This is a genomic window from Saccharopolyspora elongata (assembly GCF_004348985.1).
Taxonomy (GTDB): domain Bacteria; phylum Actinomycetota; class Actinomycetes; order Mycobacteriales; family Pseudonocardiaceae; genus Saccharopolyspora; species Saccharopolyspora elongata.
In genome coordinates, this window is record NZ_SMKW01000080.1 from 1 (window position 1) to 23354 (window position 23354).

At 67.5% G+C, this 23354-nt stretch carries 19 protein-coding genes and 3 pseudogenes; 12 read left to right on the forward strand and 10 right to left on the reverse strand.

Annotated elements, in window-relative coordinates; all coding sequences use genetic code 11:
• A pseudogene (locus E1288_RS37600) lies at positions 1-209 on the forward strand (IS256 family transposase); the annotation flags it as partial.
• Positions 210-306: 97 nt separating this feature from the next.
• Positions 307-429, forward strand: a pseudogene (locus tag E1288_RS49310) (IS5/IS1182 family transposase); the annotation flags it as partial.
• 448 nt (positions 430-877) lie between these two features.
• Here E1288_RS49310 and E1288_RS37610 read toward each other — a convergent pair.
• The gene (locus tag E1288_RS37610; protein ID WP_328592533.1) at positions 878-1591 is read right to left on the reverse strand and encodes an IS630 family transposase; all 714 of its coding nucleotides are present in this window, start codon (positions 1589-1591) and stop codon (positions 878-880) included.
• 46 nt (positions 1592-1637) lie between these two features.
• Here E1288_RS37610 and E1288_RS37615 point away from each other — a divergent pair, with 46 nt between their 5' ends.
• A complete protein-coding gene (locus E1288_RS37615) occupies positions 1638-3134 on the forward strand; it encodes an ISL3 family transposase (protein WP_207954771.1) in 1497 nt (498 codons plus the stop codon).
• Between the two features lie 190 nt (positions 3135-3324).
• Here the strand turns inward: E1288_RS37615 and E1288_RS37620 are convergent, their stop codons facing one another.
• Positions 3325-3951: an isochorismatase family protein gene (locus E1288_RS37620; protein WP_132493457.1), complete on the reverse strand. Its 627-nt coding sequence runs from the start codon at positions 3949-3951 to the stop codon at positions 3325-3327.
• A gap of 120 nt (positions 3952-4071) precedes the next feature.
• On the opposite strand from E1288_RS37620, the gene E1288_RS37625 reads away from it, so the two are divergent.
• Entirely contained in the window at positions 4072-5016 is a 945-nt protein-coding gene (locus tag E1288_RS37625; RefSeq protein WP_132493458.1) for a GlxA family transcriptional regulator, read from the forward strand.
• Position 5017: 1 nt separating this feature from the next.
• Here the strand turns inward: E1288_RS37625 and E1288_RS37630 are convergent, their stop codons facing one another.
• Both E1288_RS37630 and E1288_RS37635 read right to left on the reverse strand, forming a co-directional pair.
• Positions 5018-6205, reverse strand: coding sequence for an MFS transporter (locus E1288_RS37630; protein WP_235884097.1), 1188 nt, complete (start codon positions 6203-6205; stop codon positions 5018-5020).
• A 173-nt stretch (positions 6206-6378) separates the two neighbouring features.
• On the reverse strand, positions 6379-7476 hold the full coding sequence (locus E1288_RS37635) for an LLM class flavin-dependent oxidoreductase (protein ID WP_235884091.1): 1098 nt from the start codon (positions 7474-7476) through the stop codon (positions 6379-6381).
• Between the two features lie 278 nt (positions 7477-7754).
• Between E1288_RS37635 and E1288_RS37640 the strand changes: the two genes are divergently transcribed.
• Positions 7755-8360 carry an MBL fold metallo-hydrolase gene (locus E1288_RS37640; RefSeq protein WP_132493461.1) on the forward strand — a complete coding sequence of 202 codons (606 nt, stop codon included), beginning with the start codon at positions 7755-7757 and terminating at the stop codon, positions 8358-8360.
• Positions 8361-8413: 53 nt separating this feature from the next.
• Here the strand turns inward: E1288_RS37640 and E1288_RS37645 are convergent, their stop codons facing one another.
• Positions 8414-9013, reverse strand: a complete 600-nt coding sequence (locus tag E1288_RS37645) for an ABATE domain-containing protein (protein ID WP_132493462.1) — start codon at positions 9011-9013, stop codon at positions 8414-8416.
• Between the two features lie 85 nt (positions 9014-9098).
• Here E1288_RS37645 and E1288_RS47480 point away from each other — a divergent pair, with 85 nt between their 5' ends.
• Positions 9099-9236 carry a hypothetical protein gene (locus tag E1288_RS47480; protein WP_165968471.1) on the forward strand — a complete coding sequence of 46 codons (138 nt, stop codon included), beginning with the start codon at positions 9099-9101 and terminating at the stop codon, positions 9234-9236.
• 298 nt (positions 9237-9534) lie between these two features.
• Here E1288_RS47480 and E1288_RS37650 read toward each other — a convergent pair whose 3' ends face one another.
• Positions 9535-10302: an MBL fold metallo-hydrolase gene (locus E1288_RS37650; protein WP_132493463.1), complete on the reverse strand. Its 768-nt coding sequence runs from the start codon at positions 10300-10302 to the stop codon at positions 9535-9537.
• 98 nt (positions 10303-10400) lie between these two features.
• Between E1288_RS37650 and E1288_RS37655 the strand changes: the two genes are divergently transcribed.
• Positions 10401-11006 carry a CGNR zinc finger domain-containing protein gene (locus E1288_RS37655; RefSeq protein WP_132493464.1) on the forward strand — a complete coding sequence of 202 codons (606 nt, stop codon included), beginning with the start codon at positions 10401-10403 and terminating at the stop codon, positions 11004-11006.
• A 63-nt stretch (positions 11007-11069) separates the two neighbouring features.
• Here E1288_RS37655 and E1288_RS37660 read toward each other — a convergent pair whose 3' ends face one another.
• Both E1288_RS37660 and E1288_RS37665 read right to left on the reverse strand, forming a co-directional pair.
• Complete coding sequence (locus tag E1288_RS37660) at positions 11070-12539, reverse strand: aldehyde dehydrogenase family protein (RefSeq protein WP_268952009.1); 1470 nt, start codon at positions 12537-12539, stop codon at positions 11070-11072.
• 75 nt (positions 12540-12614) lie between these two features.
• Positions 12615-14084 (reverse strand): APC family permease, encoded by a 1470-nt coding sequence (locus E1288_RS37665; RefSeq protein WP_207954772.1) that lies wholly within the window; start codon positions 14082-14084, stop codon positions 12615-12617.
• Positions 14085-14279: 195 nt separating this feature from the next.
• On the opposite strand from E1288_RS37665, the gene E1288_RS37670 reads away from it, so the two are divergent.
• The 4 genes from E1288_RS37670 to E1288_RS37685 all read left to right on the forward strand — a co-directional run bounded on the left by E1288_RS37670 (position 14280) and on the right by E1288_RS37685 (position 19007).
• On the forward strand, positions 14280-15203 hold the full coding sequence (locus E1288_RS37670; protein WP_132493465.1) for a LysR family transcriptional regulator: 924 nt from the start codon (positions 14280-14282) through the stop codon (positions 15201-15203).
• A gap of 237 nt (positions 15204-15440) precedes the next feature.
• Positions 15441-16784 carry an aspartate aminotransferase family protein gene (locus E1288_RS37675; RefSeq protein WP_132493466.1) on the forward strand — a complete coding sequence of 448 codons (1344 nt, stop codon included), beginning with the start codon at positions 15441-15443 and terminating at the stop codon, positions 16782-16784.
• Between the two features lie 169 nt (positions 16785-16953).
• On the forward strand, positions 16954-17913 hold the full coding sequence (locus tag E1288_RS37680) for an AraC-like ligand-binding domain-containing protein (RefSeq protein WP_165968472.1): 960 nt from the start codon (positions 16954-16956) through the stop codon (positions 17911-17913).
• Between the two features lie 86 nt (positions 17914-17999).
• Positions 18000-19007 carry a carbon-nitrogen hydrolase family protein gene (locus E1288_RS37685; protein WP_132493468.1) on the forward strand — a complete coding sequence of 336 codons (1008 nt, stop codon included), beginning with the start codon at positions 18000-18002 and terminating at the stop codon, positions 19005-19007.
• A gap of 215 nt (positions 19008-19222) precedes the next feature.
• Here E1288_RS37685 and E1288_RS37690 read toward each other — a convergent pair whose 3' ends face one another.
• Positions 19223-19852: an isochorismatase family protein gene (locus E1288_RS37690; protein WP_132493469.1), complete on the reverse strand. Its 630-nt coding sequence runs from the start codon at positions 19850-19852 to the stop codon at positions 19223-19225.
• A 1155-nt stretch (positions 19853-21007) separates the two neighbouring features.
• Here E1288_RS37690 and E1288_RS50745 point away from each other — a divergent pair.
• Positions 21008-21159 (forward strand): annotated as a pseudogene (locus E1288_RS50745) (TerC family protein); the annotation flags it as partial.
• Between the two features lie 428 nt (positions 21160-21587).
• On the opposite strand, the gene E1288_RS37700 reads toward E1288_RS50745, so the two are convergent.
• Positions 21588-23342: a membrane-associated oxidoreductase gene (locus E1288_RS37700; RefSeq protein WP_132493470.1), complete on the reverse strand. Its 1755-nt coding sequence runs from the start codon at positions 23340-23342 to the stop codon at positions 21588-21590.
• Positions 23343-23354: the final 12 nt, after the last annotated feature.

Here is a 23354-nt window from a genome sequence, read left to right on the forward strand (position 1 = left end):
CCGTGCGGCACCGCAGCAAAGTCACCAAAGGCCCCGGCTCACGGGCGGCCGGACTAGCGATGGCGTTCAAACTCATCGAGTCAGCCCAGACCCGCTGGCGCGCGGTCAACGCACCCCAACTCGTCGCACTCGTACGCGCGGGAGCACGCTTCGAAGGCGGCAAACTCGTCGAACGCCCCGACGACCACGCCCCACCCACCGCCGCCTAAACAATCTTGACCCACAGATCTTGACTATTTCTCGGACGTCGACAACCGCACCTACAACGCACTACTCCGAGGGCTACGAGCACGAGGTGAACGCGGCTTCGCACTCCTCACCCAACGCTGGCGCACCCTGCAACACATCACCGCCAGCCCACGCAAAATCACCGCCATCGTCCAAGCCGCCCTCACCCTCACCCACCACGAACACGGCCGAATCCACTGAGATCACCTCATTGAAAATCAGTTCACCGACTCTATGCGCAACCGAGGTCGGCATTTCTAACGGCGAACCGGGCTCTCCAGCTTTTTCACGAATCAGCTTGACAATGAATTTGTATTGCTTCGACTGGCCACGCAAATCCATTTTGCCGTCGAGCCGGAGGCAGTTCTTCCAGAACCAGAGCATGCTCTCAGCTAAATTCGCGAGTGCTTTTTTCTTCTGATCCGGATGGGGCGCAAGGTGGGAATTGCACAGGTGCCGGGCTGCGGCATCGACGCGGTCACAGACCTCGTCGCTGAGCTCAACGGGGCTCAAGGTAGCCACGGATGTCCCCCTCGCCGGCGGCGTTCACCTCGGTCTCTGGCCGGCGATAAGGCTAGCGGAATTCAGCGAACCCACGCCAGTCCCTTCGCTGGCCAGGGCAAACGAGTTAATTACTGAGCTTCGTGTTTTAGAGTGACAGTCCGGTGTGTTGAAGGAATGAGTAGGGCAGGTGCTCGGTTGCGCGGACGCGGTCGATGCCGTGTTGGGCGCAGGTGATGGCTTCGTCGATGGTGCCGGGGCAGAGGTTGGCCAGTTCGACGCCTTTGACGCTGGACCAGAGGGCTTCCACGGGGTTGAGGTCGGGCGCATAGGCGGGCAGTCGTTCGACGGTCAGCCAGTCGGCTTGTGTGGCCAGGAAGGCGGTCATGGCTTTGCTGCGGTGAGCGGGAAGCCCGTCCCAGATCAGCGTTACTGGTTGCGGTGCAAGGAAAGTACGCAGTTCGTCCAGTACCTCGATGAGTGTTTCGGTGTTGTAGGAGTCGTATTGGACGTGGAAGGCCACCTCGGGTGTGCGGCGGTCGTCGGGGTTGGGTGGGTAGCACAGTGCGGCGGCCATCGAGGCGCGTTTCCAGTTGAACCGGTGCTCCAGCACGGGTGTTTGCCCGATGGGTGCCCAGCTGCGGCGCACGGTCGGTGTCAGTGACAGTCCGGACTCGTCGAAGAAGACGATCCACGCTCCGCGTTCGACGGCGTTTTTTTGATCCTGGGCCAGTCGTTTCCGACCCAGGTCTCGATCGCGTCCTCGTCGCGCTCCACGGCACGACGGGCCGGGGGGTGTCAGGTGGGTGGCTCTGTCGCTGATTGCGTGATCAACTTCGTGGGTCTGGTCGCCGGGGCTGATGGGGAGTTTGTGATCATGGTCGGTGTGTGATCACGAGTGGCTGGACGTGTTGCTGCCGCACCTGACCGGCGTGGTGGTGGAGCAGGTCGAGCGGGCCGAGCGGGGCGTGCTGGTCTGGGCGCGTGTCGAGGCTGAAGATGGTGTCTGCCCGTCGTGCGGCGGCCGGTCGCGGCGGGTTCACAGCCGATATCACCGTGGGCTGGCCGATGTCTCGATAGCCGGCCAGCCGGTGACGTTGCGATTACAGGTGCGCCGGTTCTTCTGTGATGACATCAACTGTCCTATTCGGACATTCGCCGAGCAGGTCGACGGCTTGACTGCCAAGCACGCCCGCAGGACGTCTCCGAGCCGCGCGGCATTGGAGCACATCGGGTTGGCGCTGGCGGGCAGGGCGGGGGCGCGTCTGGCGGCTCGGCTGGGGATGGCGGCCGGCCGGAGCACCCTGCTGCGGCTGGTGCATGCGCTGCCCGAACCCGAGGTCGGGACGGTCGCGGTGCTCGGTGTCGATGACTTCGCAATCCGGCGGGGCCGCAAGTACGCGACCTTGCTGATCGACGCGGTCACCCACCGCCGCCTCGACGTGCTCCCGGACCGCAAAGCCGACACTGTGGCCGCATGGCTGCGTGAGCATCCCGGTGTCGAGGTGGTCTGCCGTGACGGCTCAGCAGCCTATGCCGAAGCCATCCGCCAGGCCGCCCCGAAAGCGGTCCAGGCCAGTGACCGGTGGCACCTCTGGCACAACCTGGCCACGGCAGTGGAGAAGAGTGTCGTGGCCTTCGCCGCGTCCTGGAGCTCCACGCCCCGCGCGGCTGACTCGGCGCTAGCCGAGCGCACGCGGGAGCGGTTCGCCGCCGTTCACGAACTCCTCAACCAAGGGGTGGGCTTGCTGGAATGCGCCCGGCGGCTGGGCTGGGCGCTGAACACCGTCAAGCGCTACGCCCGTGCCGAGCGGGTCGAGGACCTGCTGCGCCCACCCCGCTACGGCCCCTGCCTGGTCGACGCCCACCGCGACCACGTCCGGCAACGCATGACCGAGAACATTCCGGTTACCCGGATCCTGGCCGAGATCCGCGAACAGGGATACACCGGCAGCGCGAACCTCCTGGTCCGCTACATCAACCAGGGCCGAGCCGACCCGGAACGCCTCATGCCCTCACCACGCCGCCTGGTCTCCTGGCTCATGAGCAGACCCAAGGATCTGCCCGAACCCACCCGCCGCCACCTGGACGACCTGATCGCCAGCTGTCCCAGGATGACCACCCTCGCCACCCGCGTGCGCGAATTCGCCGCCATCCTCACCGGACGCCGCGGCCAGGACCTCGCCACATGGACCACAACAACCCGTGGCGACGCGCTACCCGGCTTCGATTCCTACCTCAACGGCCTGGAAAAGGACTGGGACGCCACCACCGCGGGCCTGACCCTGCCCTACAGCAACGGCCCGACCGAAGGCATCAACAACAAGATCAAGATGCTCAAACGCCAGACCTACGGCAAAGCCAGCTTCTCCCTGCTACGTAAGAGAATCCTGCTCGACCAATGACCAGCCACGGCATCCTTGATCACGCAATCAGCGACAGAGCCCAAAACTTGACAGCCCCGGTTCAACTGATTTCAGGAATCAGAAGGCGGGTGAATCGTGTGCGATTCCGTCCTCGGACACCAGTGGAACGGGATCCGTCCCACGACACCACACGTGGTTTCCTACGAGGCGGCGAGGTGCATTGGTCGGGTCAGTGGGCGGACTGGCCCTGCACGGCTGAGGTTCCGAGGTCGCTCTTGTCGAGGGGCGTGTGCGCCGAGACGGCCTCAGTCCAGGTGGCGGTGTCGGTGACCGCGGCCCAGTTGGAGTGGAGCAGGACCATGAGCGTGTCGTGCACCTGCTGGGCCGAGACCTTGCCGGCCTCGTTCGCCAGGTGGATGGCGCCGGTGGCATCCGAGAGCACCTCGACGGCGAAGCCGAGCGGTTCGGCGGCCGCGGCGGTGGCCAGCACGCAGTTGTTCGTCATGTAGCCGACCAGGGTGATCGTGTCGACTCCGTTGGCCCGCAGCCACTCTGCGAGATCACCGGCGAACACGCTGGAGAATCCCTTGATCACGTGCTTCGACGCCGACGCGGCGCGGCGCTCGATCTCGGGGTGCAGCTTCCAGCCCTCCGAGCCGGGGGCGAACACCGGTGCGCCTTCCGGGGTTTCGTGCTGGACCGTGATCACCGGGAGCCCGGCGCCGGCGGCGGCGTCCATCGCACCCGCGATCCTGGCCAGGGACTCGTCGCGGGGCGGGTGCTGGACGGTCAACGGCCCTTGGAAGTACTCCCGCTGGGCGTCGATGACGATGAGGGCTCGGCGTGGGGCGTTCACTGAAAATCCTCCGGGCTGTGGGGGTGATGGCCGGTCGCACCATCACGTCCCATCGTGCTGGCCGCTGCTCCGGTACCGCGAGTGGCAGAGATTCCTCTCTTCGATGAAATCGGGCCAACCATGCGGATCGCCATCCACGCCTTCGACGGGATCAGCACGTTCCACCTCGCGGCGCCACTGCTCACCTTCGGCGAGGTCTCCCGCCAGAACCTCGCCGAGGGCTGGAACACCACCGTCTGGAGCTCCGACGGACGTCCCGTGCGCGCTGACGAAGGCGTGGTCATCGACGACCTCGCCGGCCCCGACGCGACCACCTCGGCCGACGTGCTGGTCTTCCCGTCCTGGCCCACGTCCTTGCCCGACCCCGAGCCGGGTTTCCTGGACCGCATCCGCGAGGCGCACGCGCGCGGCGCGACGATCATCGGGCTCTGCCTGGGCGCGTTCCCGGTGGTCGCCAGCGGAGTCCTCGACGGCCGCACCGCGACCACCCACTGGAGCGCCGCCACCGAGCTGGCCGACAAGCACCCGACCGTGCAGGTCCAGGCCGATGCGCTCTACCTCGACCACGGGGACGTCCTCACCTCGGCGGGCACCGCTTCCGCGCTCGACGCCTGCCTCCTCCACCTGGTCCGCGCTCGGCTCGGGTCGACGGCCGCCACCACCCTCGCCCGGCACCTCGTCATCGCGCCGCACCGCGACGGCGACCAGGCCCAGTACATCGAACGTCCGCTCTCCAGCAGCGATGACGGTTTCCTGAGCGAGACCATCACGTGGGCGCTGGCGAACCTCAACCAGTCGCTCACCGTCGAGGACCTGGCCGCCCACTCGTCGATGAGCCCGCGGAACTTCACCCGCCGCTTCCGGGAGACCACGGGCATGAGCCCCGCGCGGTGGGTGCTGACCCACCGCCTCGACGAAGCGCGCAGGCTCTTGGAGACCACCACCTGGAACGTCAGCCGCATCGCCGAGGCCTGCGGGTTCGCCAGCGCCGTGACCTTCCGGCAGAACTTCGTCAAGCACTACAACACCACCCCCACCTCCCACCGGTTCACCACGGCACCGTGATTCACGCGCGAGCGCGCCTCGTGGAGACGGCGATGACCGCGGGAACGGTGATGAGCGCCAGCGCGGCGCCGGCCAGGGAGAGGATCGGGTAGCTCGTCGCCGCGACGACGAGGCCGGAGGCGATGCCGCCGGTGGCTCCGGCGACGGCAACGGCGACGTCGACCACGCCTTGGGTCTTCGCGCGGGTGGCGATCGCAACGGCGTCGGTGATGATGGCGGTGCCGCTGACGAGGCCGAAGTTCCAACCGATGCCGAGCAGCACCAGGGCCAGGGTGAGCAGAACGACGGAGTCGTCGGGCGAGGCGGCGGCGATGATCCCGGCGCCCAGCAGGGTCGTCCCGGAGGCGGCCACTCCCGCAGTCGGGCCCCAGCGATCGGTCAGCGCTCCGGTCAGCGGCGAGGGCAGGTACATCGCGCCGACGTGCATGGCGATGACGAGGCCCGACGCTGCGGCGCTGTGGCCGTGATCGTGCATGTGCACCGGGGTCATCGTCATGATCGCGACCATGACGAGCTGGCTGAGGACCATCGCCAGGACGCCGAGCCACAGACCGGGGCGGCGGCGCTCGGCGGGCTTCGCACCCTCGGATTCCGCGCGGGCGTCGGGTTCGGCGGGCATCGAACGAGCGAGCACGAGGGGATCCGGGCGCAGCCACAGGATCAGCACCAGTGCGGCGACGGCGAAAGCGGCACCGGAGATGACGAACAAACCGGTCAGCGGGGGAAGGCCGAGGGACGTGGCGAGGTGACCGGCGGGCGCGGCGAGGTTGGGACCGACGACGCCGCCCACGGTGGTCGCGACCAGGACGGTGGACACCGCGCGCGCCCGGTTTCCGGTGGCGGCGAGGTCGGTTCCGGCGTAGCGGGCCTGGAGGTTGGCGGCGGTGCCGGCGCCGTAGAGGAACAGCGAGAGCAACAGCAGCGCAGGAAGTTCGAGGGCGGCAGCGGCGACGACACCGGCGGCGCCGAGCGCACCTGCCAGGTAGCCGGCGGCCAATCCGGGACGGCGGCCCCGGGCGTGGGAGAGGCGGCCGATGCTGACGGCGGCGACAGCGGAGCCCCCGGTGAGCAGCGCGCTGGGCAGTCCGGCCAGGGCGGTGGAGTGGAGCATGTCCTGGACCAGCAGTGCGCCGACGGTGACCCCGGCCGCCAGTCCCACTCCGCTGAAGACCTGGGAGAACAGCAGGATGCGGAGGGTTCGCTGCTGCGTCACGGCCGTCGAGCGCGCGGTGGGCGGGGCGTCGACCTGCGGGCACGGCGGCTCGGATGCGGCGTTGTGCAAGGGTTCTCCCTGTCCGGTGAGGTCGGTGACTGTTCGGCGGCGCGAAAACCGCGCAGAATCCCGGGTTTCGGGGCGCGGGCTCATCGGGCCGTGGCGACCGGCGGTGCGGAGGGCATCGCGTAGGCGTCGGCGAGGAGCTCGGTGGAGCGCAGCAGGGCCTGCGGGGTGTGTCCGACGGAGCCGACCATGATCTCGTCGGGACGGGCGCGCTCGTGCAGTTGGTTGAGCAGCGCCGTAACCTCCTCGGGCGTGCCGTGCAGGACGCTGCTGGTCCAGTGGTCGAGCACCTGCCGCTCGGCCTGGGCGTACGGGTAGGACGCGGCCTCGTCGGGAGTGGGCAGCAGGAACGACTTGCCCTGCAGCATGCGCATCATCGCGTGGGCGTAGCTGCGCGTCTGCCGCTGGGCCTCGGCCTCGTCGTCGGCGGCCATGACGCTGACGCTGACCAGTGCGTACGGCTCGGCGAGCGCCGCCGACGGGGTGAACCGGTCGCGGTAGAGCTGGAGGGCTGGTGCCACGCCCTCCGGGGAGAACTGAGCGGCGAAGGCGAAGGGCAGGCCGAGGTGGGCGGCCAGCTGGGCGGAGTAGCCGGAGGAACCCAGCAACCAGACCGGCGGCCGACCGGCGGTCTGCACAACGTCGTTCTGCCTGTCCTGACCCGGTCCGGGCACGGCGTAGACGCGTTCGCGGTACGGGTGCTGATCGGGGAAGTCGTCGTCGAGGAAGTGCAGGAGCTCGAGGACCTGCCGCGGGAAGTCGTCGGCCGAGCTGCCGCGGCGCAAGGCGTCGGCGGTGGCCGGGTTGGTGCCGGGGGCGCGCCCGAGGCCGAGGTCGATCCGCCCCGGGGCGAGGGCCTGCAGCAGGCCGTACTGCTCGGCGACGATCAGCGGTGGGTGGTTGGGCAGCATCACCCCTCCAGCGCCGAGCCGCAGTCGCGTCGTGTGCGCGGTCAGCCGGGCGAGCAGAACGGCGGGGCTGGAGGCCGAAACCCCTGGCATGGAGTGGTGTTCGGTCACCCAGTACCGGGTGAAGCCGCGCTGGTCGGCGAGCCGGGCCAGCGCGATGCTGCCGGACAGCGAGTCGGCGGCGCTGATGCCGCGGCCGGCCAGAGCGGTGTCGAGGACGGACAGCGGTGCGGGAGCGCGTCCGCGGACCGCGCCCTTGATCGGGTCGTTCACGAGGTTTCCTTCGGGGAGTTTCCCGGTGCGGTGATGCCCGGCCGCGGAGGTGCCGCGGCCTGATGCAGCCTCACGGAAGGGCTGATTTGTATCCGTGACCATAGCGGTTTGTCACGGATGTCGCCACTCTGTAACGTGAGAACCGCGGGTCCGAGCGATCCGTTCGACCCCGCCGCGCACGCCGCGGCCTGCGGGCCTCACAACCTCACCCCCGGCACGGGCACCCAGCCCTGCGACCGGGACTTGCCCTCCCCCACCGCTTAGGAGCACCGCGCCCGATGACCGCCACGTTCACCCTGCTGACCTCCGGCTACGACAGCCTCGACCCGCGCAACGCCGACCGGGACGGCGTCGAGAAGCCTTGGCACGTCGCCTCGACCGTCTCGCTCCTGCGCGACGGCGACCTCGCCGTCGTCGTCGACCCCGGCATGGTCGACGACCGCAAGCGCATCCTCGATCCGCTCGCCCACGCCGGGCTGAGCCCGGAGCAGGTGACCGACCTGGTCTTCAGCCACCACCACCCCGACCACACCCTCAACGCCGCCCTGTTCCCCCACGCGCGGGCCCACGACGTCTGGGCCATCTACCAGGGCGAACTCTGGTACAGCCGCCCCGCCGAGGGCTACCAGCTCTCGCCCTCGATCCGGCTGATCGAAACTCCCGGCCACACCCCGCAGGACATCAGCACCGTCGCGGAGACCGACCAGGGCACGATCGTGTTCACCCACGCCTGGTGGAGCGCCACCGGTCCGGCCGAAGACCCCACCTCCAGCGACAACGAGACCTTGCGCGTGTCCCGCCGGAAGATCCTCGACCTCGAACCCGCCCTGATCGTCCCCGGTCACGGGGAGGCGTTCGTCCCCGACGAGGGCACTCCGGTCTGATTTCCCGGCAGGCGTGACTGGCGCGCGTTCGGGAGATCAGTCCCGGACGTGCGTCAACCCGCCTCGGAGCGGGTGCGGCGAGCGTAGGCGCGGGCCGCGCGAGCACGATCGCCGCAGCGCACTGAGCACCAGTGGCGACGCCCCTGGCGCAGCAGGAACCGGTTGCAGGGCGTGGAAGCGCACGCGGTCAGGCGTTCGGCCTCGGACGAGGTGAGCAGGTCTGCGGCGTCGGCCGCCAAGGTGGCCAGGGCGTGCTCGACGATCGCGGTGGTGGGGTGCGGCGGCGTGCGGTACGGGCCGGTCTTGTCGTCCCACTGCAACAGCGGCGCGGTGGGAACGCGCGTCATCGCGTCGTTGATGGCCGCCACCGCCGCGGGCAGCGCTGGGAGACCGGCGGCACGCGAGGCGAACAACGACCTGATCTGCTCGCGCAGCGAACGCAGCTGCGCCGCGCACATCTCCTGCACGTCGGCGTGCGCCGGAGCCAGACCGCGTTCCACCAGCCAGTCGTTCGCCTGCGCGGGAGTCCCCAGGAGGTCCACCGTCTGCTCGCCGGGCAGCGCGATCGCGGTGTTGGCCAGCGCGAGGGCCGAGTGCTCCTCCGCGCCCTGCGCAGGTGGGAGACCGGTCTGCGCACCCAGGGACTCCTTCATGCCTCTCATGCTACAACTCGCGCACATCCGTGATGCGCAGCTCGCCCAGCCGACCTAAGTCTTCGGCACCGGGCACGCCCAATTGGTGATCTCGACGCGCACCGCGGTGCGGGGGCGCCGGATTCCGTACGGGGTTCCGGTGTGCACCGCGGAGGACAGCCGCATCCCCGATGCGGCAGAGGCGGGCGAACTGTCCGACGAACTCGACTCCAGCTGCGCTTGAGCCTTTGGAGGAGCGCACTCGCATCGATCGCCGGCAAGGTCTGGATACAACAGCCTCAACGGCGTCAGCCGCCATCTCCTGCCGCGATCGCCAAGCCCAAGACGCGAGCGCATCATGGCCCAACCTCAACGGAAGGCAATTGAGACCTGAACCCGCTGATTTCGCCGGCCAAGGAGCGGCTGCGGGCTGGTTTCGCTCGAGAGAGCAACCACGAGGACCAAAATGACCTTCACGGCGCTGCGCGCACCTGATCCTGGGACGGGAATGCGCCTCCCGCCCCAGGGCGGATGTGTTGCGCTCAGAAGGTCAGGGCCTCGCCGTCTTCCGGCACGAGGACTTGCTGGGCGATGCCGTGCCGGCGGGCGAGTTCGCGCACGTCGTCGCGAGTGACGATGCAGTGGTTGAGCGCTTGCATGTGCACGGCGACGATGCGCGTCTGCGGAGCCGTCCGGTGCACCTGCAGCACGTCCGTTGCGCCCATGATGATCGGGCTGCCGTCCTGCCACGTCGCTTCACCGGTGTTGAGAACGACGATGTCCGGCTGGTGCTCCTCCAGGGCCGCGCGCACGTGCTCGTTCCAGACGGTGTCGCCTGCCACGTACACCGTTGGCTCGCCAGAACGGCGGACGACGACACCACTGACCTCGCCCAGCCCCGGCCAGGCGGCCACGGTGGCATCCGAACCGTGCTGCCCGTCCGTGCGGACGAACTCCGCCCCTCCGACCTCGACGGGCCCGTCCATGACGCTCACGTCGGTGAAGCCCTCGGCGGCGATGATCTCGGCGTCGGCGGTGTTCTGCACCAGCAACGGCACCTCCCGAGGCAGCAGGGCGGCCGCAGCGGCGTCCCAGTGGTCGGGGTGCGTGTGCGTGACCACCACGACGTCCACGTCGAGAAGATCGTTCAGCGGCACCGTGAGGTCGACCGTGGGGTTCCGCGAGGAATCACCGACCGAGGTGGGCGCGGAACCGAACGAGCCCTTCGCCCCGAGCATGGGATCGACGAGAACGCGCTGGCCACCGGCCTCCAAGAGGATCGTGGCATTGCGAACCTGCGTGATCTTCATCAGTTGAACCTATCTACTCTCACGCCTAATCGTCATTTTTGACGTGATGTCGACGCTACCCGATTATCACGTTTAGCAGCAATTGATACCGTGAGAGGATGGATGTTGAGACGGTCACACCGAACGCTCCCCTGCCACCGGCACCGGGTGCGGACGAGCACGTGTCCCTGGAACTGGCCAACAGCGCGGTGCAGGTGCCCACCAGGGGCGTCGTCGAGCTGCTCGGCACGCCGGCGGCAGCCACCCGCTGGCTCGTCGAACGAGGACTGGCTCCTGGAGGCGCCGAACTGCAGGACTACTGCGCGGGCCTGCTCACAGATCTGCGCGGACACGTGCGCGCTCTGCTCGACGCCGCCGTTCGAGAAACACCACCACCGGACCCGGCCCTCACCGAAGTCAACCGGGCCCTGACCCTCACTCCGACCGCGCAGCTGCTGGGCTGGACCCCTGCGGACGGGTTCCACCGCGTCATTTCGCACCCCACGACGCGACTGGTGGAACACGCTCTGGTCACCATCGCGGCCGACGCGGTCTCCCTGGTGAGCGGCCCCGAAGCAACGCAGCTGGCAACCTGCGGGGCCGAGCCGTGCAACCGGTACATGCTGCGCACCCATGCCCGGAGGCACTGGTGCTCGAAGCGCTGCGGTGACCGCGTACGCGCAGCGCGCTCATACGCACGCCGCAACGTTGACGCGGACTCCTGACACCAACGTCGTCGAGCGGTCGCGCCGAAGCCCGGCAGCACCCGACAAGAATGCACCGCCGCCCTAGAACGGATAGCTGCCGATCGAGCCCTGCGCGGTGATCCACTGCGTATCGCAGAACGTGTCGAGGTTGGCGCGGGTGCCTCCGAAGTGACCGCCCGCGCCGGAGGCCTTCATCCCTCCGAAGGGGATGGTCGCCTCGTCGTCCACTGTTTGGTCGTTGACGTGAATCATGCCCGACTCGATCCGATCGGCGAGCTCCATGCCAGCGAACGCATCCCGGGTGAGGATGCCGACGCTGAGGCCGTACTCGCTGTCGTTCAGGAGCGCGAGCGCCTCGTCGAGCGTGTCGTAGGTGATGACCGGAGCAACCGGACCGAAGATCTCCTGGCAGAAGGCCGGACTGTCCGCCGGGACATCGGCAAGAACCGTCGGCCGGTAGTGCAGCCCCTCGTACGTCCCGCCAGCGACGAGCCTGGCGCCCTGCGCGATGCTGTCGGTGACGATGGCGTGGACCTTGTCGCGCTGCTGGCCATCGATGAGTGGGCCCAATGCGTTGGCGGAGTCCGTTGGGTCGCCGACCGTGATGCGCTCGGCCGCGGCGGCCAGAGCGGCGGTGTACTCCACGGCGATGGAGGAATGGACGATGTGCCGGCCTGCGGTCATGCAGATCTGGCCCTGGTGCAGGAAGCTGCCGAACGCACCGGCGGAGGCCGCGGCCTGCACGTCGGCGTCGGGCAGCACGAGCAGGGCGTTGTTGCCTCCCAGCTCGAGGTGGACTCTCTTCAGCAGTGGGGCGGCCGCCGTGGCGATGGCCCGGCCTGCTGCGGTGGAGCCGGTGAAGGAGATGCACGCGACGTCAGGATGTGCGACGAGAGCCTGACCGACCTCCGCGCCACCGGGTACCACGTGCAGAAGCCCTTCCGGAAGGCCGGCCTCCGCCAGGAGTTCGGCCAGGGCCAGGCCGCCGGAGACGGAGGTCCGCGGGTCCGGCTTGAGGATGACCGCGTTGCCGACGGCCAGGGCGGGCGCCACCGATCGCAGCGAGAGGATGGCGGGGAAGTTGAAGGGCGAGATGACCCCGACCACGCCGAGCGGCACGCGGCGGGCCATCGACAGCCGGGGGCGGTTGGACCGCAGCAGTTCACCGTAGGGCTGGGAGGCCAGCGCGGCGCATTCGTTGAGTTCGGCGACCAGCAGCGAGACCTCGAAAGTGGCTTTGCCCAAGCCGGATCCGGACTCGGGGACGAGCCATTTCAAGATCCGTTCCGGCTCCGACTCCAGCAGGTGGGCAGCCCTGCGCAGGACGGCGGCGCGCTGGTCAAAGGTACGCGCCGCCCAGTCGTTCTGAGCTCGCTTCGCCGCGGTGGCCGCAGTGGCAACGTCGTCTGCGCTGCCCGCCGCGATCGTGGTCAACACCTCCCCCGTTGCCGGAGCGCTGATGCTGATTTCTCCGGAGCTGCTTCCGGCGCTGGACAGAGGCGTCGACTGCCACCGGGACCAGTCGGCGTGCAGTGCAGGTGTGGTGGTCACGAGGTGTTCCTCCAAGCGGGAAGACGTCGGGCATCGGGACGAGGTCGGGCGGGTTCCAGCTCCGGCAGGACCTGCTCAGTCAACGGCCTTCTGTGCTGCCTGCGACGGGGTTTTCGCAGTGGAATCGGCGGAGTCGACCACCGGGGCGACCAGCCGCACGGGGCGCCTGCGCAGGGAGGCCACCATCCCCGTGGCGAGCGACAACACACCTGCGACCGGGATCAGCCACGGCAGCAGCGAAGCCGGACCGCCCGTGATTCCGGTGAGGACGTCGAAGTTGGCCAGTGCCAGCACGATTCCGCTGCCAAGCCCCACGGCCCCCAGCATCGGCGCCACCATGGTCTGCCAGAACCCGCCTCGCCCGGCGCGTCGGCGGAAGTAGACGACGACGGCGACGGCCACGGCCGTCTGCAGCGTCAGGACAGCGATGGTCCCAAGACCGACGAGCCAGGAGTACAGCTGCGCGAACGGATCGGCGCCGGCGACCATGAAGGCACCGAGGACGGCCAGGGTGAGCACGCTCTGGACCACGCTCGCCCGGTGGGGGCTGTGGAATCGGTGGTGGGTGCTGCCGAGCGCCGGGGGCAGCAAGCCTGCGCGGCCCAAGGAGAACATGTAGCGGGACAGGGTGTTGTGGAAGGCCAGCAGCACCGCGAACACACTGGTCACGACGAGGATCTCCATGACCTCCGTGGACAACGCGCCCACGAATGCGGTGTTGGCCGTGGTGACGAATCCAACCGGGTCCTCGGCGGCGGCCGATTGGGCGTCAGGTCCGTGCGCAAGCCCGATCGCCCACGTGGTCAGCGTGTAGAAGATGCCGATCAGGATCACGGCGACGTAAGTCGCGCGCGGCACGGTGCGGTGTGGATCCCGAGCTTCTTCGCCGTAGATGGTCGTGGCCTCGAAGCCGACGAAGCAGGTGAAGGCGAACAACAGCGCGATGCCGGGAGTGCCGGACAACACGTTGCTCGGGGCGAAGGCGTCCACGTTGAGGCCGTCGGAGCCGCCCCGGCTGATCACCACCGCGTCGAAAACCAGCAGGATCAGCACCTCGGCGATCATCAGGACGCCGAGAACCTTCGCCGAGAGGTTGACCTCCAGGTAGCCCAGGACTCCTACGGCGAGCAGTGCTACGACGGCGGGAACCTGCCAGGTCACCTCCACTCCATATCGCGCCAGCAGATCTGCTGCGAAGACACCGAACTGCCCGAACAGACCGAGCAGCATGCAGTTGTACGCGAGCAGCGCGATGCCGGCCGAGGCATGGCCCGCCCGATCGCCGAGACCGGCGGCGATGTAGGTGGTGAACCCACCGGCGCTCGTGAGGTGGCGGCTCATGGTCGCGTAGCCGACCGCGAACAGCAGGAGGACCACCGCAGCCACCAGGTACATGCCTGGCGCTCCCGTACCGTTGGCCGAGAAGGCTACGGGACCCGCTCCCAGCGTGGCCCCCAACGGTGCCGCAGCGGCCACGACGAAAAAGACGATGCCGGACGTACCCACGGCCGACCGCTTGAGCTGCCCGGACCCCTCTGCGCTCATCAGTCCACCTCTCGAAATCAGCGAGCGCCGTCTGACGCCGTGCGTGCTGAAACTATGGGGAGGCTGTGAAGGCTGGACAACGGACGACTTCACGAACGCACAATCGTGTACCGCGATCGCCCCAGGTCAGCAGCGGTTCGGCGGTCATGTGCCAGCCGTGCTGAGCGCTGCGGCACCTGCCTGAGAGGAAGCAACATGGAAATCCGCCAGCTCCGGTACGTCGTTCGCTTGGCCGAGACCTTGCACTTCGGCCGTGCCGCACAGCTGGAGCACATCGCCCAGTCCGCCTTCAGCGGGCACATCGCCAAACTGGAACGCGATCTGGACGTGAAGCTGTTCGACCGGAGCCACCATCGAGTCGCGCTCACACCCGCCGGAGTCGCTTTCGTCGAACGCGCGGAGGAAATCCTCGCGCAGGTCGCCGGTGCCGCAGCAGAAGCGAAGTCGCTGGCGCCCCGGCACGAAGAGGTCTTGCGGGTCGGCATCTTCGCGGAAGGCGCCGGCGAGCTGACCCCCGTCATCCTGTCCGTTTACCGTGAACTGCAGCCTGACGTGCGGCTGGAGTTCACCGAACTGAGCATGGTCGACCAGCTGGAGAAGCTGGTTTCCAACGAGGTGGACGTGGCGTTCGTCCGCGCGCCCTTCGACGACGAGCGCATCTCCCTGCGGCCGATCTTCTCCGAACCCCGGGTCGCAGCCGTCCCACACCATCATCCGCTGGCGGACGCCGGAGAGATCTCCGTGACCGACCTGCTGGATGAACCCTTCGCGGCAGCAGGCACCGGCGCACCCGCCGGGTGGTCCTCGTACTGGAGCTGCGACGACCACCGCGGTGCGCGAGGTCGGGTGGCAACGCACGTCAGGTCCATCGGGGAGTGCCTCATGGCGATCTCCTGCCTTGGCGCCGTCGACACCTTTCCCCAGACAGCCGCGCGCCTGTTCCACCACGCCGGCGTCTCCTACGTGCCCGTCCCTGATGCGGCACCGAGCACGGTCACCGCTGCGATGCGGAACAACGATCTCCGCCCACACGTCCGCGCCTTCGACCGGGCCGTCCAGCACGCAGTCAGGAATCACCTCGATCTGGTGCCGAACGCCGCGTTCGCGCCAGCGGCCTGACGCGCGACAAAACCCCGCAGGCCGGACACGCACCCGTCACGCGCACGCGGGTCTGCTACCGCCATCGGGACCATCGCGCTCCGCGAACGGTCAATCTCAGATCGGGCATTGTGCGGAGGAAGCGCAGGGGAAACAGTGACTGAGGCGCCCTGATTGATTGCAGGATGCCCGTCACCCTGTCCTCAACTCATCGGTGGAATCTTTCCAAGGCCGGTGACGTGCACGATGGAGTTGTTGATGCCCAAGCTGAGCATCGAGGCAAGCCTCGATACCTTCACCGCGAAGTTCGCCAAGTCCGCGGCGTTCACCCGTGCCGGAAAGCAGCTGATTCCCGGCGGTTACAGCAGAAATTCCTTCAACTTCGGCCCGCATGCGGTCTTCGCCGCCAGCGGAGACGGAGCTTACGTGGAGACGGTGGACGGACATCGACTCCTGGACTTGAACAACAACTTCACGGTGAACGTCCTCGGTCACAACCCTGCTTCGGTCACCTCCGCTCCGCAGAACGCCATCCCCTCGGGGATCTCCTTCGGCAACCCGAGCACAGCCGAGGCCGATCTGGCACAAATCCTGATCGAGCGGATTCCGTCGGTCGAGAGGGTGCAGTTCTCCTGCTCAGCCACGGAATCATGCATGAGCGCCATTCGCATCGCGCGCGCCCATACAGGCAGGACGAAGGTCGCCAAATTCGAGGGCGGATATCACGGGTTCAGCGATCCTCTGCACATCTCGTCCCACACACCGCCTGAGCAGGCCGGCACGGACGAGGCTCCGCGGGCAGTCGCGGACAGCGGAGGCGTCCCCGCAGACGACGTCAACAACCTCGTCGTGCTGACCCAGAACGACATGACGAGCACCGAGCGGATCCTCCGGGCCAACTCGAGCGATCTCGCATGCCTGATCCTCGAACTACAGAGCGGCGCCGGGGGCCTCGTCACCCTGGACCAGGAATTCGTCCAGGGAGTTCGGGCTCTGACGAAGGAGCTCGGCATCGTCCTGATCTTCGACGAGACGATCAGTCTCCGCGCCGGCTACCACGGGCTGCAGGGCGTGTACGGGGTGACTCCGGACCTCACCGTCATGGGAAAGATCATCGGCGGAGGACTCCCGCTCGGGGCGGTAGGGGGAGCAGCTGCCGTCATGAACGTTCTGGAGACGGGGAAGGTCACCATCTCGGGCACGCATCACGGGCACAAGCTCTCCCTCATCGCGGGCGCAGCGTGCATGAGAGCGTTGGATCGGGAAGCCTTTGACAAGCTCAACGCGCACTCGGCTCGGATCCTGTCCGAGCTGAACGAGTGGAGCCTAGCCAGAGGCAGCTCCTTCAAGGTCTACGGGAAGGGCTTTTCCCACATGGCCTACGGTTACATGAACGCCCCCGGACTGGAAGTGCGGACCCACCGGGACTACTGGCGCAACGTGGACGGCGCCAAGACGCAGATCATCTCGCTCGAGCTCGCCAACCGCGGGTTCTTTCCAGTACACCGCGGCGAGCTCTCGCTCTCATTGCCCATGACCGACGATGACATCTCCTCCTTCATCGACACGATGAAAGAAATCGTGGTCGAACTCGAAGAATAGGCGGAACGGCCGGCTGCGTTCAGAACGCAGCCGGCCGCCTCGCTGTTCCCTTTCCGTCCTCGACCTGAGCTGGTATGTCGGTTCAACTCGAATGAGCGGATCCGGTCATGGTGGTCGGGACGGAGACTGCCTCCTGGACAGGCGATTGCGGCGCATTGATACTCGAAGCGTGCGTGCCACCGTCGATCGCCACACGTATGCTCAGCTCAGCACAGCCGAGGTAGCGGAGCCAGACGCGTTTGCCTACTGGCGGGAGATGATCTGCGCGACCTTCGTGCGGCTGACCGCCGACCCGATCGACGGACGTCCGTTCAGCGGACTGATCGAGCACGTGCCAGTCGGCGAAATCGAAATGTCCACCGTGGTCGCGGCGGGGCAGCACGTCCGGCGTACTCGGACGCTCATCGCCGACGACACCGAGGAATTCCTGCTGGCGAGCATCCAGATCGGCGGCCGCGGACGCGGCGAGCAGGACGGCCGCGCCGCCGCGTTATCCGCAGGCGAAATGGCCTACTACGACAGCACCAGGCCGTACGCCTTGCACTTCGACGATCCGTTCCAGCAGCTGGTGGTGCAGGTGCCGAAGCGTGCGCTGATGCTGCAGAACACCCGCAAGCTGACCGCCCGATCTCTTGGCGCGGGGACGCCCGGCACCGCGGTCTCCGCATTCTTCCGGTCCCTTGCCCAGTCGACCAGAGCTGGAGGCACCGGTGGGGCGATCCTGGTGCCGCATGCTCTCGGCCTCCTGTCCGCTGCGGCGTCGTACGCCGGGCAGCGTGCCCCGGCCGCTCCCGCGATCGAAGCAATGGCCCGGCAGCGGGTGTTCGACTTTCTGCATCGCAACTTGGCAGATCCGACCTTGAACGCCGACACCGTCGCGCGGGCTTGTCACGTATCGAGGCGGACGCTCTACCGGATCGTCGGCGAAGCAGGTGTCGCGGCACAGCTGCGGCGAATGCGCATCGAACGAGCCCGCGCGTTGCTCCTCTCCGCCCCGGAACGGCCCGTGAACGCCGTCGCCGCGGCATGCGGATTCAACAGCGAGTCCGGGTTCTTCCGGGCATTCCGCGCCGAGACGGGCCAGACACCGGTCGCGTACCGACGCGGCTATGGCACGGTTGGTCAGTGATCACGGCACACCCAGCCAGCCGCGGCTAGCCCCTGCAGAGCATCGTGACTGCCATCACGAAGTCATCACGCTCTCAGGAGGTCATCATGCAGGGCACCGTTCGTGTCGCGGCAGTCCAAGCCGAGTCAGCCTGGCTCGATCTCAACGCCGGCGTGAACAAGACCGTCGAGCTGATCGGCCAAGCCGCTGCCGGACGGGCTCAGCTCGTCGCGTTCGGCGAGACCTGGATTCCCGGCTATCCCTGGTGGATCTGGCTCGACTCGCCCGCTGCAGGAATGCAGTTCGTCCCCCGGTACTTCGCGAACTCGATGACGCGCGACGGCGACGAGATGCAACGCATCAAGGACGCGGCCGCCCAGCACGGCGTCCACGTCGTTCTCGGCTTCAGCGAACGTGATGGAGGGACGCTCTACCTGTCGCAGGCGTTCATCTCCGACACCGGTGAGCTGATCTCGGTGCGGCGCAAGCTCAAGCCGACGCACGTCGAACGCTCGGTCTTCGGCGAAGGCGATGGCAGCGACCTGCAGGTCCACGCCACCTCGCTGGGCAAGGTCGGCGCGCTCTGCTGCTGGGAACACCTACAGCCGCTGACCAAGTACGCGATGTGCAGCCTCGGAGAGGAGATCCACGTCGCCTCCTGGCCGAGCTTCTCCCTCTACCGGGGCGCCGCGAACGCGCTCGGCCCAGAGGTCAACACCGCAGCGAGCCTGCTGTACGCGGTGGAGAGCCAGACATTCGTGGTCGCGCCGACCGCGATCATCGGCACCGCCGCGCAAGAAGTCTTCTGCGACACCGACGTCAAGCGGCAGCTGCTCCAGCCCGGCGGCGGGTTCGCCCGCATCATCGGGCCTGAAGGCTCCCAGCTCGCCGAGCCGCTGCCGGAGACCGAAGAAGGCCTCCTGTTCGCTGATCTGGACCCGGCGCTGCTCGCCATCGCGAAGTCGGCCGCCGATCCGGTCGGTCACTACTCGCGGCCCGACGTCATGCGTCTGATGGTCAACCGCAACCCCACCCCAAGAGTCGTCGAGACACCTGCACCAGTAGCACGAGAGTCCGATGTGGAGGAGTTCCCACCGCCCATGACCCCGGCCTGATCGGCGACGTCCCGTCTTCGTAGAGCGCCCGGCCATCAGTGAGCGGACGGAAGCCGCGCGTGCCGAAGCGGTGCGCGCGACTCTCGCGCGGCGGGGTGTTCCCCCTGAAGCGACGTCTGGTGCGGGCGGAACACGCATCGGCGGTTCCACCCGCATCAGAGTCAACGAGCCGGCACCGGATTTGCTCGGCCCGCGCTGGGCAGTCAAGCCCCCTGTCAGTGGGCGGCTTGGCCCTGCACGGCCGAAGTTCCGAGGTCACTCTTGTCCAGGGACTTCTGACCGGACACGGCCACGGCCCAAGTGCCGGTGTCGGCGACCGCCGCCCAGTTGGAGTGCAGCAGGACCATCAGCGTCTCGTGAACCTGCTGAGCCGAAACCTTCCCGGCTTCGTTCGCCAGATGGATGGCCCCAGTCGCATCCGACAGCACTTCGACGGCGAAACCGAGCGGTTCGGCCGCCGCAGCAGTGGCGAGCACGCAGTTGTTCGTCATGTACCCGACAAGGGTGAGGGTGTCGATCTCGTTGGCGCGGAGCCACTCGACCAGATCACCGGCGGTGAACACGCTGGAATGTCCCTTGACCACGTGCTTCGACGCCGTCTCGGAACGGCGTTCGATTTCGGGATGCAGCTGCCACCCCTCCGACCCGGCTGCGAAAACCGGAGCGCCCTCGGGGAGTTCGTGCTGGACGGTGATCACCGGCACTCCCGCCTCGACCGCGGTGTCCACCGCGCGCACGATCCGGGCCAGCGATTCGTCCCGGGGCGGGTACTGGACGGCCAACGGCCCCTGGAAGTACTCCTGCTGGACATCGATGACGACGAGAGCTCGGCGTGGGCCATTCACTGCGAAATCCTCCTCGGACGATCAGAGTGACGGCATCCGGGTGCGCCGTCGCCGTTCATCGTCCAGACCGCCTCGGTGCTATGCACTGGACAAGCACCAGGTATGACTGGAACACCAGCCTCCGCAGGCGCAGACCCGCACCCGCAACGGTCTCGCTGGAGCATAAGAACTTTCGACAGTGACCGTAAGCGTGAACGGGCTGGTACTTGATCACGCGCGGCAGCTATGGTCTGTCGCATGAACACCTGCATTGCGCAGGTATGCCATGATTACGTGTTCGATTCCCCCTTTGAACACATTGGACCCCTATTTATTGTTTCCTCGCTATGAGTGCTTGCGTGAAGATCCGAAGTTTCTCGGGTGGCCGGCAGTATTGAGTTCGTGCTCTACACGCTCGTGGGGATCGTCCAGCCATCCACGACGACTCGGCATGCGCTCCACGTAGTTCCTTCGAGCTGTCTCGTGGACACCTCCGAGCCGGTCGCCAAACTGGCTTGCCCGTTCCGGAGCGCCACGCTCGTCAGCCTCGAAGCCGACGTCGAACCGGGCGTCGGCCCATGCGAAACCCATCCTTTATGACCGCGCACCCCTGCGAGTCAGCCATCGTGAACCAAACGCTAGCGAAGAGAACGCCCTGGTCAGGCACGGTTCAGCACGCCTCCCCTGAGCAAAGCTCAACATCCGTCCAGTGTGCGTTCGAGTCGCACCGGGGGCACCAGCAGCGCAGGTCAGCCCACATAGAGCTGAGCCTGCCCTTTGGCGCACCTTTGCAGATGATCATGGTTCGCCCTCCACTGCAGCTTGGCACCTGGGGCACGATCCGGACCTACGGAAGAGTCGACGGCAAGTGGGTCCCCGAACCGGAGATCCCCACATACGCGAAGATCGACAGCTGGCGCGCCATGACCCAGTACCGCGGACATGACGGTGTCACCCGGCAAGTGGAACGCGGTAGCAGTGTCCGGGCAAACCGTCCGCGAGATCGCCGACCAGCTCGGCCACGCCAACCCGGCTATGACCCAGAGCATCGCCGTCCTGCTCGCTTTGCTGATCGTCGATTTCGCGATCACCCGCCGGCCACATGAGGTCAGGGTCCGCGAAGCCCTGGGCTGGTCGATGTTCTACCTCGCGCTGCCCATGGTCTTCACCCTGTTCCTGTGGGCCACCAACGCCTTCGCCCTACTCGGATGCGCGCCCTGTACTTCGTGCTGCACACCGCGCTGGCCAAGCTCACCCACCTCAACCACGGGCTGGCGATCATCCTCGGCGTCATCGGTCTCAAACTGGTGCTGCAGGCTCCAGAGGGGGCGCTCGGTCATCCACCTGCTGTGCACGCAGGAGACCCGTGATCATGCGAACTCCTACGTTCAAGCGTGCTGGCGCGCCAAGTCGTCTGACAAGGAGCACCACGACAAGACCATCGTCGCACTGCAGGCGTTCACCACTTCGCTACGCAAGGAGATCGGCGCATAAACCGCACCTGGCGTTCCGCGTTATGTGTGGGAAAAGCGCGGCTCGGCGTACACCAAACATGAAACCCCAGGTCTGCGACCTGGTTTTTTTTGGGGGGGTCGCCAGGGGATCGAACCCTGAACCCACGGATCCGATTTCCACAGTGGACAAAGTTTGCTGTTGCCTGCCAACACCGAGTCGGTCGGCGTTTTCAAGCCAGATCGATGGCCTTGGCTCGAGCCTTGAGGAATCGACCGTCTACACGGGGCAGGCGGAGGTTCGCTCATTGCCTGCTGAGGGTCCGGCTGAGCCCGGCGATGACGGTGGTGGCCAGGATCCAGCCGGAGGCGATCAGCAGGTACGACAGCCACTGGTAGACGCCCTCGGGTTTGAATGCCTTCTCCTGGCCGAAGTCGATGATCGGCAGTAGTAGGTCAAGGGTATAGATGAGTGGGTTGAAGTTGGGGGCTTCCCCGGGTTTCAGCGGGGGCGGGTGGTGCAGCCCGAACACGACCGCGCCGACGGCGGTGAGCAGCGTCAGCCAGCGCGCGGCGCGCCCTGGGTGATAGCCGTACCCGACAGTGACGTCCAGCAGGTGCCCCCAGATCCGGGTCCGCCAGGGCAGCGTGGCGCGGCGCCGCCGCTGACCGGCGAGCCGGACCGCGCGGGCCGCCGCGTCGTCGCCGACTACCAGATAGGAGGCGGCGAGCTGCTGGTACGGCTGCGGGAGGTAGCCGTCCGGGTCGGCTTGGAGCGTACGGATTCGCTGATCGGCGGGCAGGCGCGGGATCAGCGAGGTGTAGGTGAGCCCGTCCATCCTGATCGGCGCCCGCGCCGCCTCGGGCGTCAGGTACAGCTGGCCGATCTGGGACCGGCGTAGATTCAGCACCCCCTGGATCCGGCTGGAGATCAGCCACAGCTCGCCGATGGTGCAACTGCTGGCCCGCAGCGCCACTGCCCTCGGGGCCGTGGGTGGTTCGGTGGAGGCGGGAGCCGACAAGTCCGCGTGCGCCAGGTTCACCTGCCCGCTGATGACCGCGCCACGCAGGTTTACGGTCCCGTCCGCGCGCAGCCGTTCAGCCTCGACACGGCCGGCCTGCACGGCGGCGGCGTCCAGCGCCACGTCACCGGGGTTGTCCAGACGAGCGTCGGCCAGCAGCAGCGACCCGGCGATACGGGCCGCATCCAGCCGGGTAAGCCCGTGCACGGTGGTGTGGGTCATGCACAGCAGCTCGTCCAGCCGGGCGTGTTCGGCAGCGACGGCGACCTGGCCGGGGTGGGTGATGGTGGCTCCGTGCAGGTTGACCGGCCCCGCGAAGGTGCCCCCGGACAGCCGGATCTCACCGTCGACGGTGGCGTTGCGGGCGAGCAGGGCACTGCCGAGCCCGATGCCGGTGCAGTGCAGCGCCGGTCCAGGACCGCCCGTCAGGTGCGCGTCATCGACGGTGAGGTTGCCGGTGATGCGCCCGGTGCGCAGTACGATCCCGCCGTCGACGGTGATGTCGCGGGCGCGCAGGCCACCGCCGACGGTGAGGTTGTGGGCGACCATGGCAGCCTCCGCCTCATCACCTCTGCGCGTGAGAACCGCGCCGTCAAGGATCACATCGCCTTTGACACTGGCGTGCACGGCAGACAGGCCCCGTACCCGGCACCGGCTCAGCCACAGGTGACCGTCGATGTGGCTGCCGTCCAGGTCGAGGCCCGGCAGGATGCTGCCGGACAACTGCAGCAGCCGTAGCTGTGCCCACTGGGCGGTGACCGGGGCGGCGAACCAGCAGCCCACCAACTGCACCGGGAAGCTGATCTGCATGAAGTCCAGGTTCAGCTGGCCGATGATCTTCGCGCCGGAGATCGACAGCAACGCCGGGGGCCGCACCTCACCCAGCAGCAGATCGCGCAGAACCTCGGCCCGGATGGTCCGCTCCGGCCCCCAGGACTCGCCGCCGGCCGCGTCAGCGCCGGGTTCGGAACCCGGGCTGACAACGACATGCCTGCCTTGGGGGAAGGCTTCACACAGGCGGCGTTCCGCCTGAGTCAACTCTGGAAGATC

Excerpts from the sequence above, each read along its gene's own strand:
- E1288_RS37625 (WP_132493458.1), top strand. The coding sequence starts at position 4,072 with ATGCGGATCGCCATCCACGCCTTCGACGGGATCAGCACGTTCCACCTC.
- E1288_RS37640 (WP_132493461.1), top strand. The coding sequence starts at position 7,755 with ATGACCGCCACGTTCACCCTGCTGACCTCCGGCTACGACAGCCTCGAC.
- E1288_RS37645 (WP_132493462.1), bottom strand. The coding sequence starts at position 9,013 with ATGAAGGAGTCCCTGGGTGCGCAGACCGGTCTCCCACCTGCGCAGGGC.
- E1288_RS37650 (WP_132493463.1), bottom strand. The coding sequence starts at position 10,302 with ATGAAGATCACGCAGGTTCGCAATGCCACGATCCTCTTGGAGGCCGGT.
- E1288_RS37655 (WP_132493464.1), top strand. The coding sequence starts at position 10,401 with ATGGATGTTGAGACGGTCACACCGAACGCTCCCCTGCCACCGGCACCG.
- E1288_RS37665 (WP_207954772.1), bottom strand. The coding sequence starts at position 14,084 with ATGAGCGCAGAGGGGTCCGGGCAGCTCAAGCGGTCGGCCGTGGGTACG.
- E1288_RS37670 (WP_132493465.1), top strand. The coding sequence starts at position 14,280 with ATGGAAATCCGCCAGCTCCGGTACGTCGTTCGCTTGGCCGAGACCTTG.
- E1288_RS37675 (WP_132493466.1), top strand. The coding sequence starts at position 15,441 with ATGCCCAAGCTGAGCATCGAGGCAAGCCTCGATACCTTCACCGCGAAG.
- E1288_RS37685 (WP_132493468.1), top strand. The coding sequence starts at position 18,000 with ATGCAGGGCACCGTTCGTGTCGCGGCAGTCCAAGCCGAGTCAGCCTGG.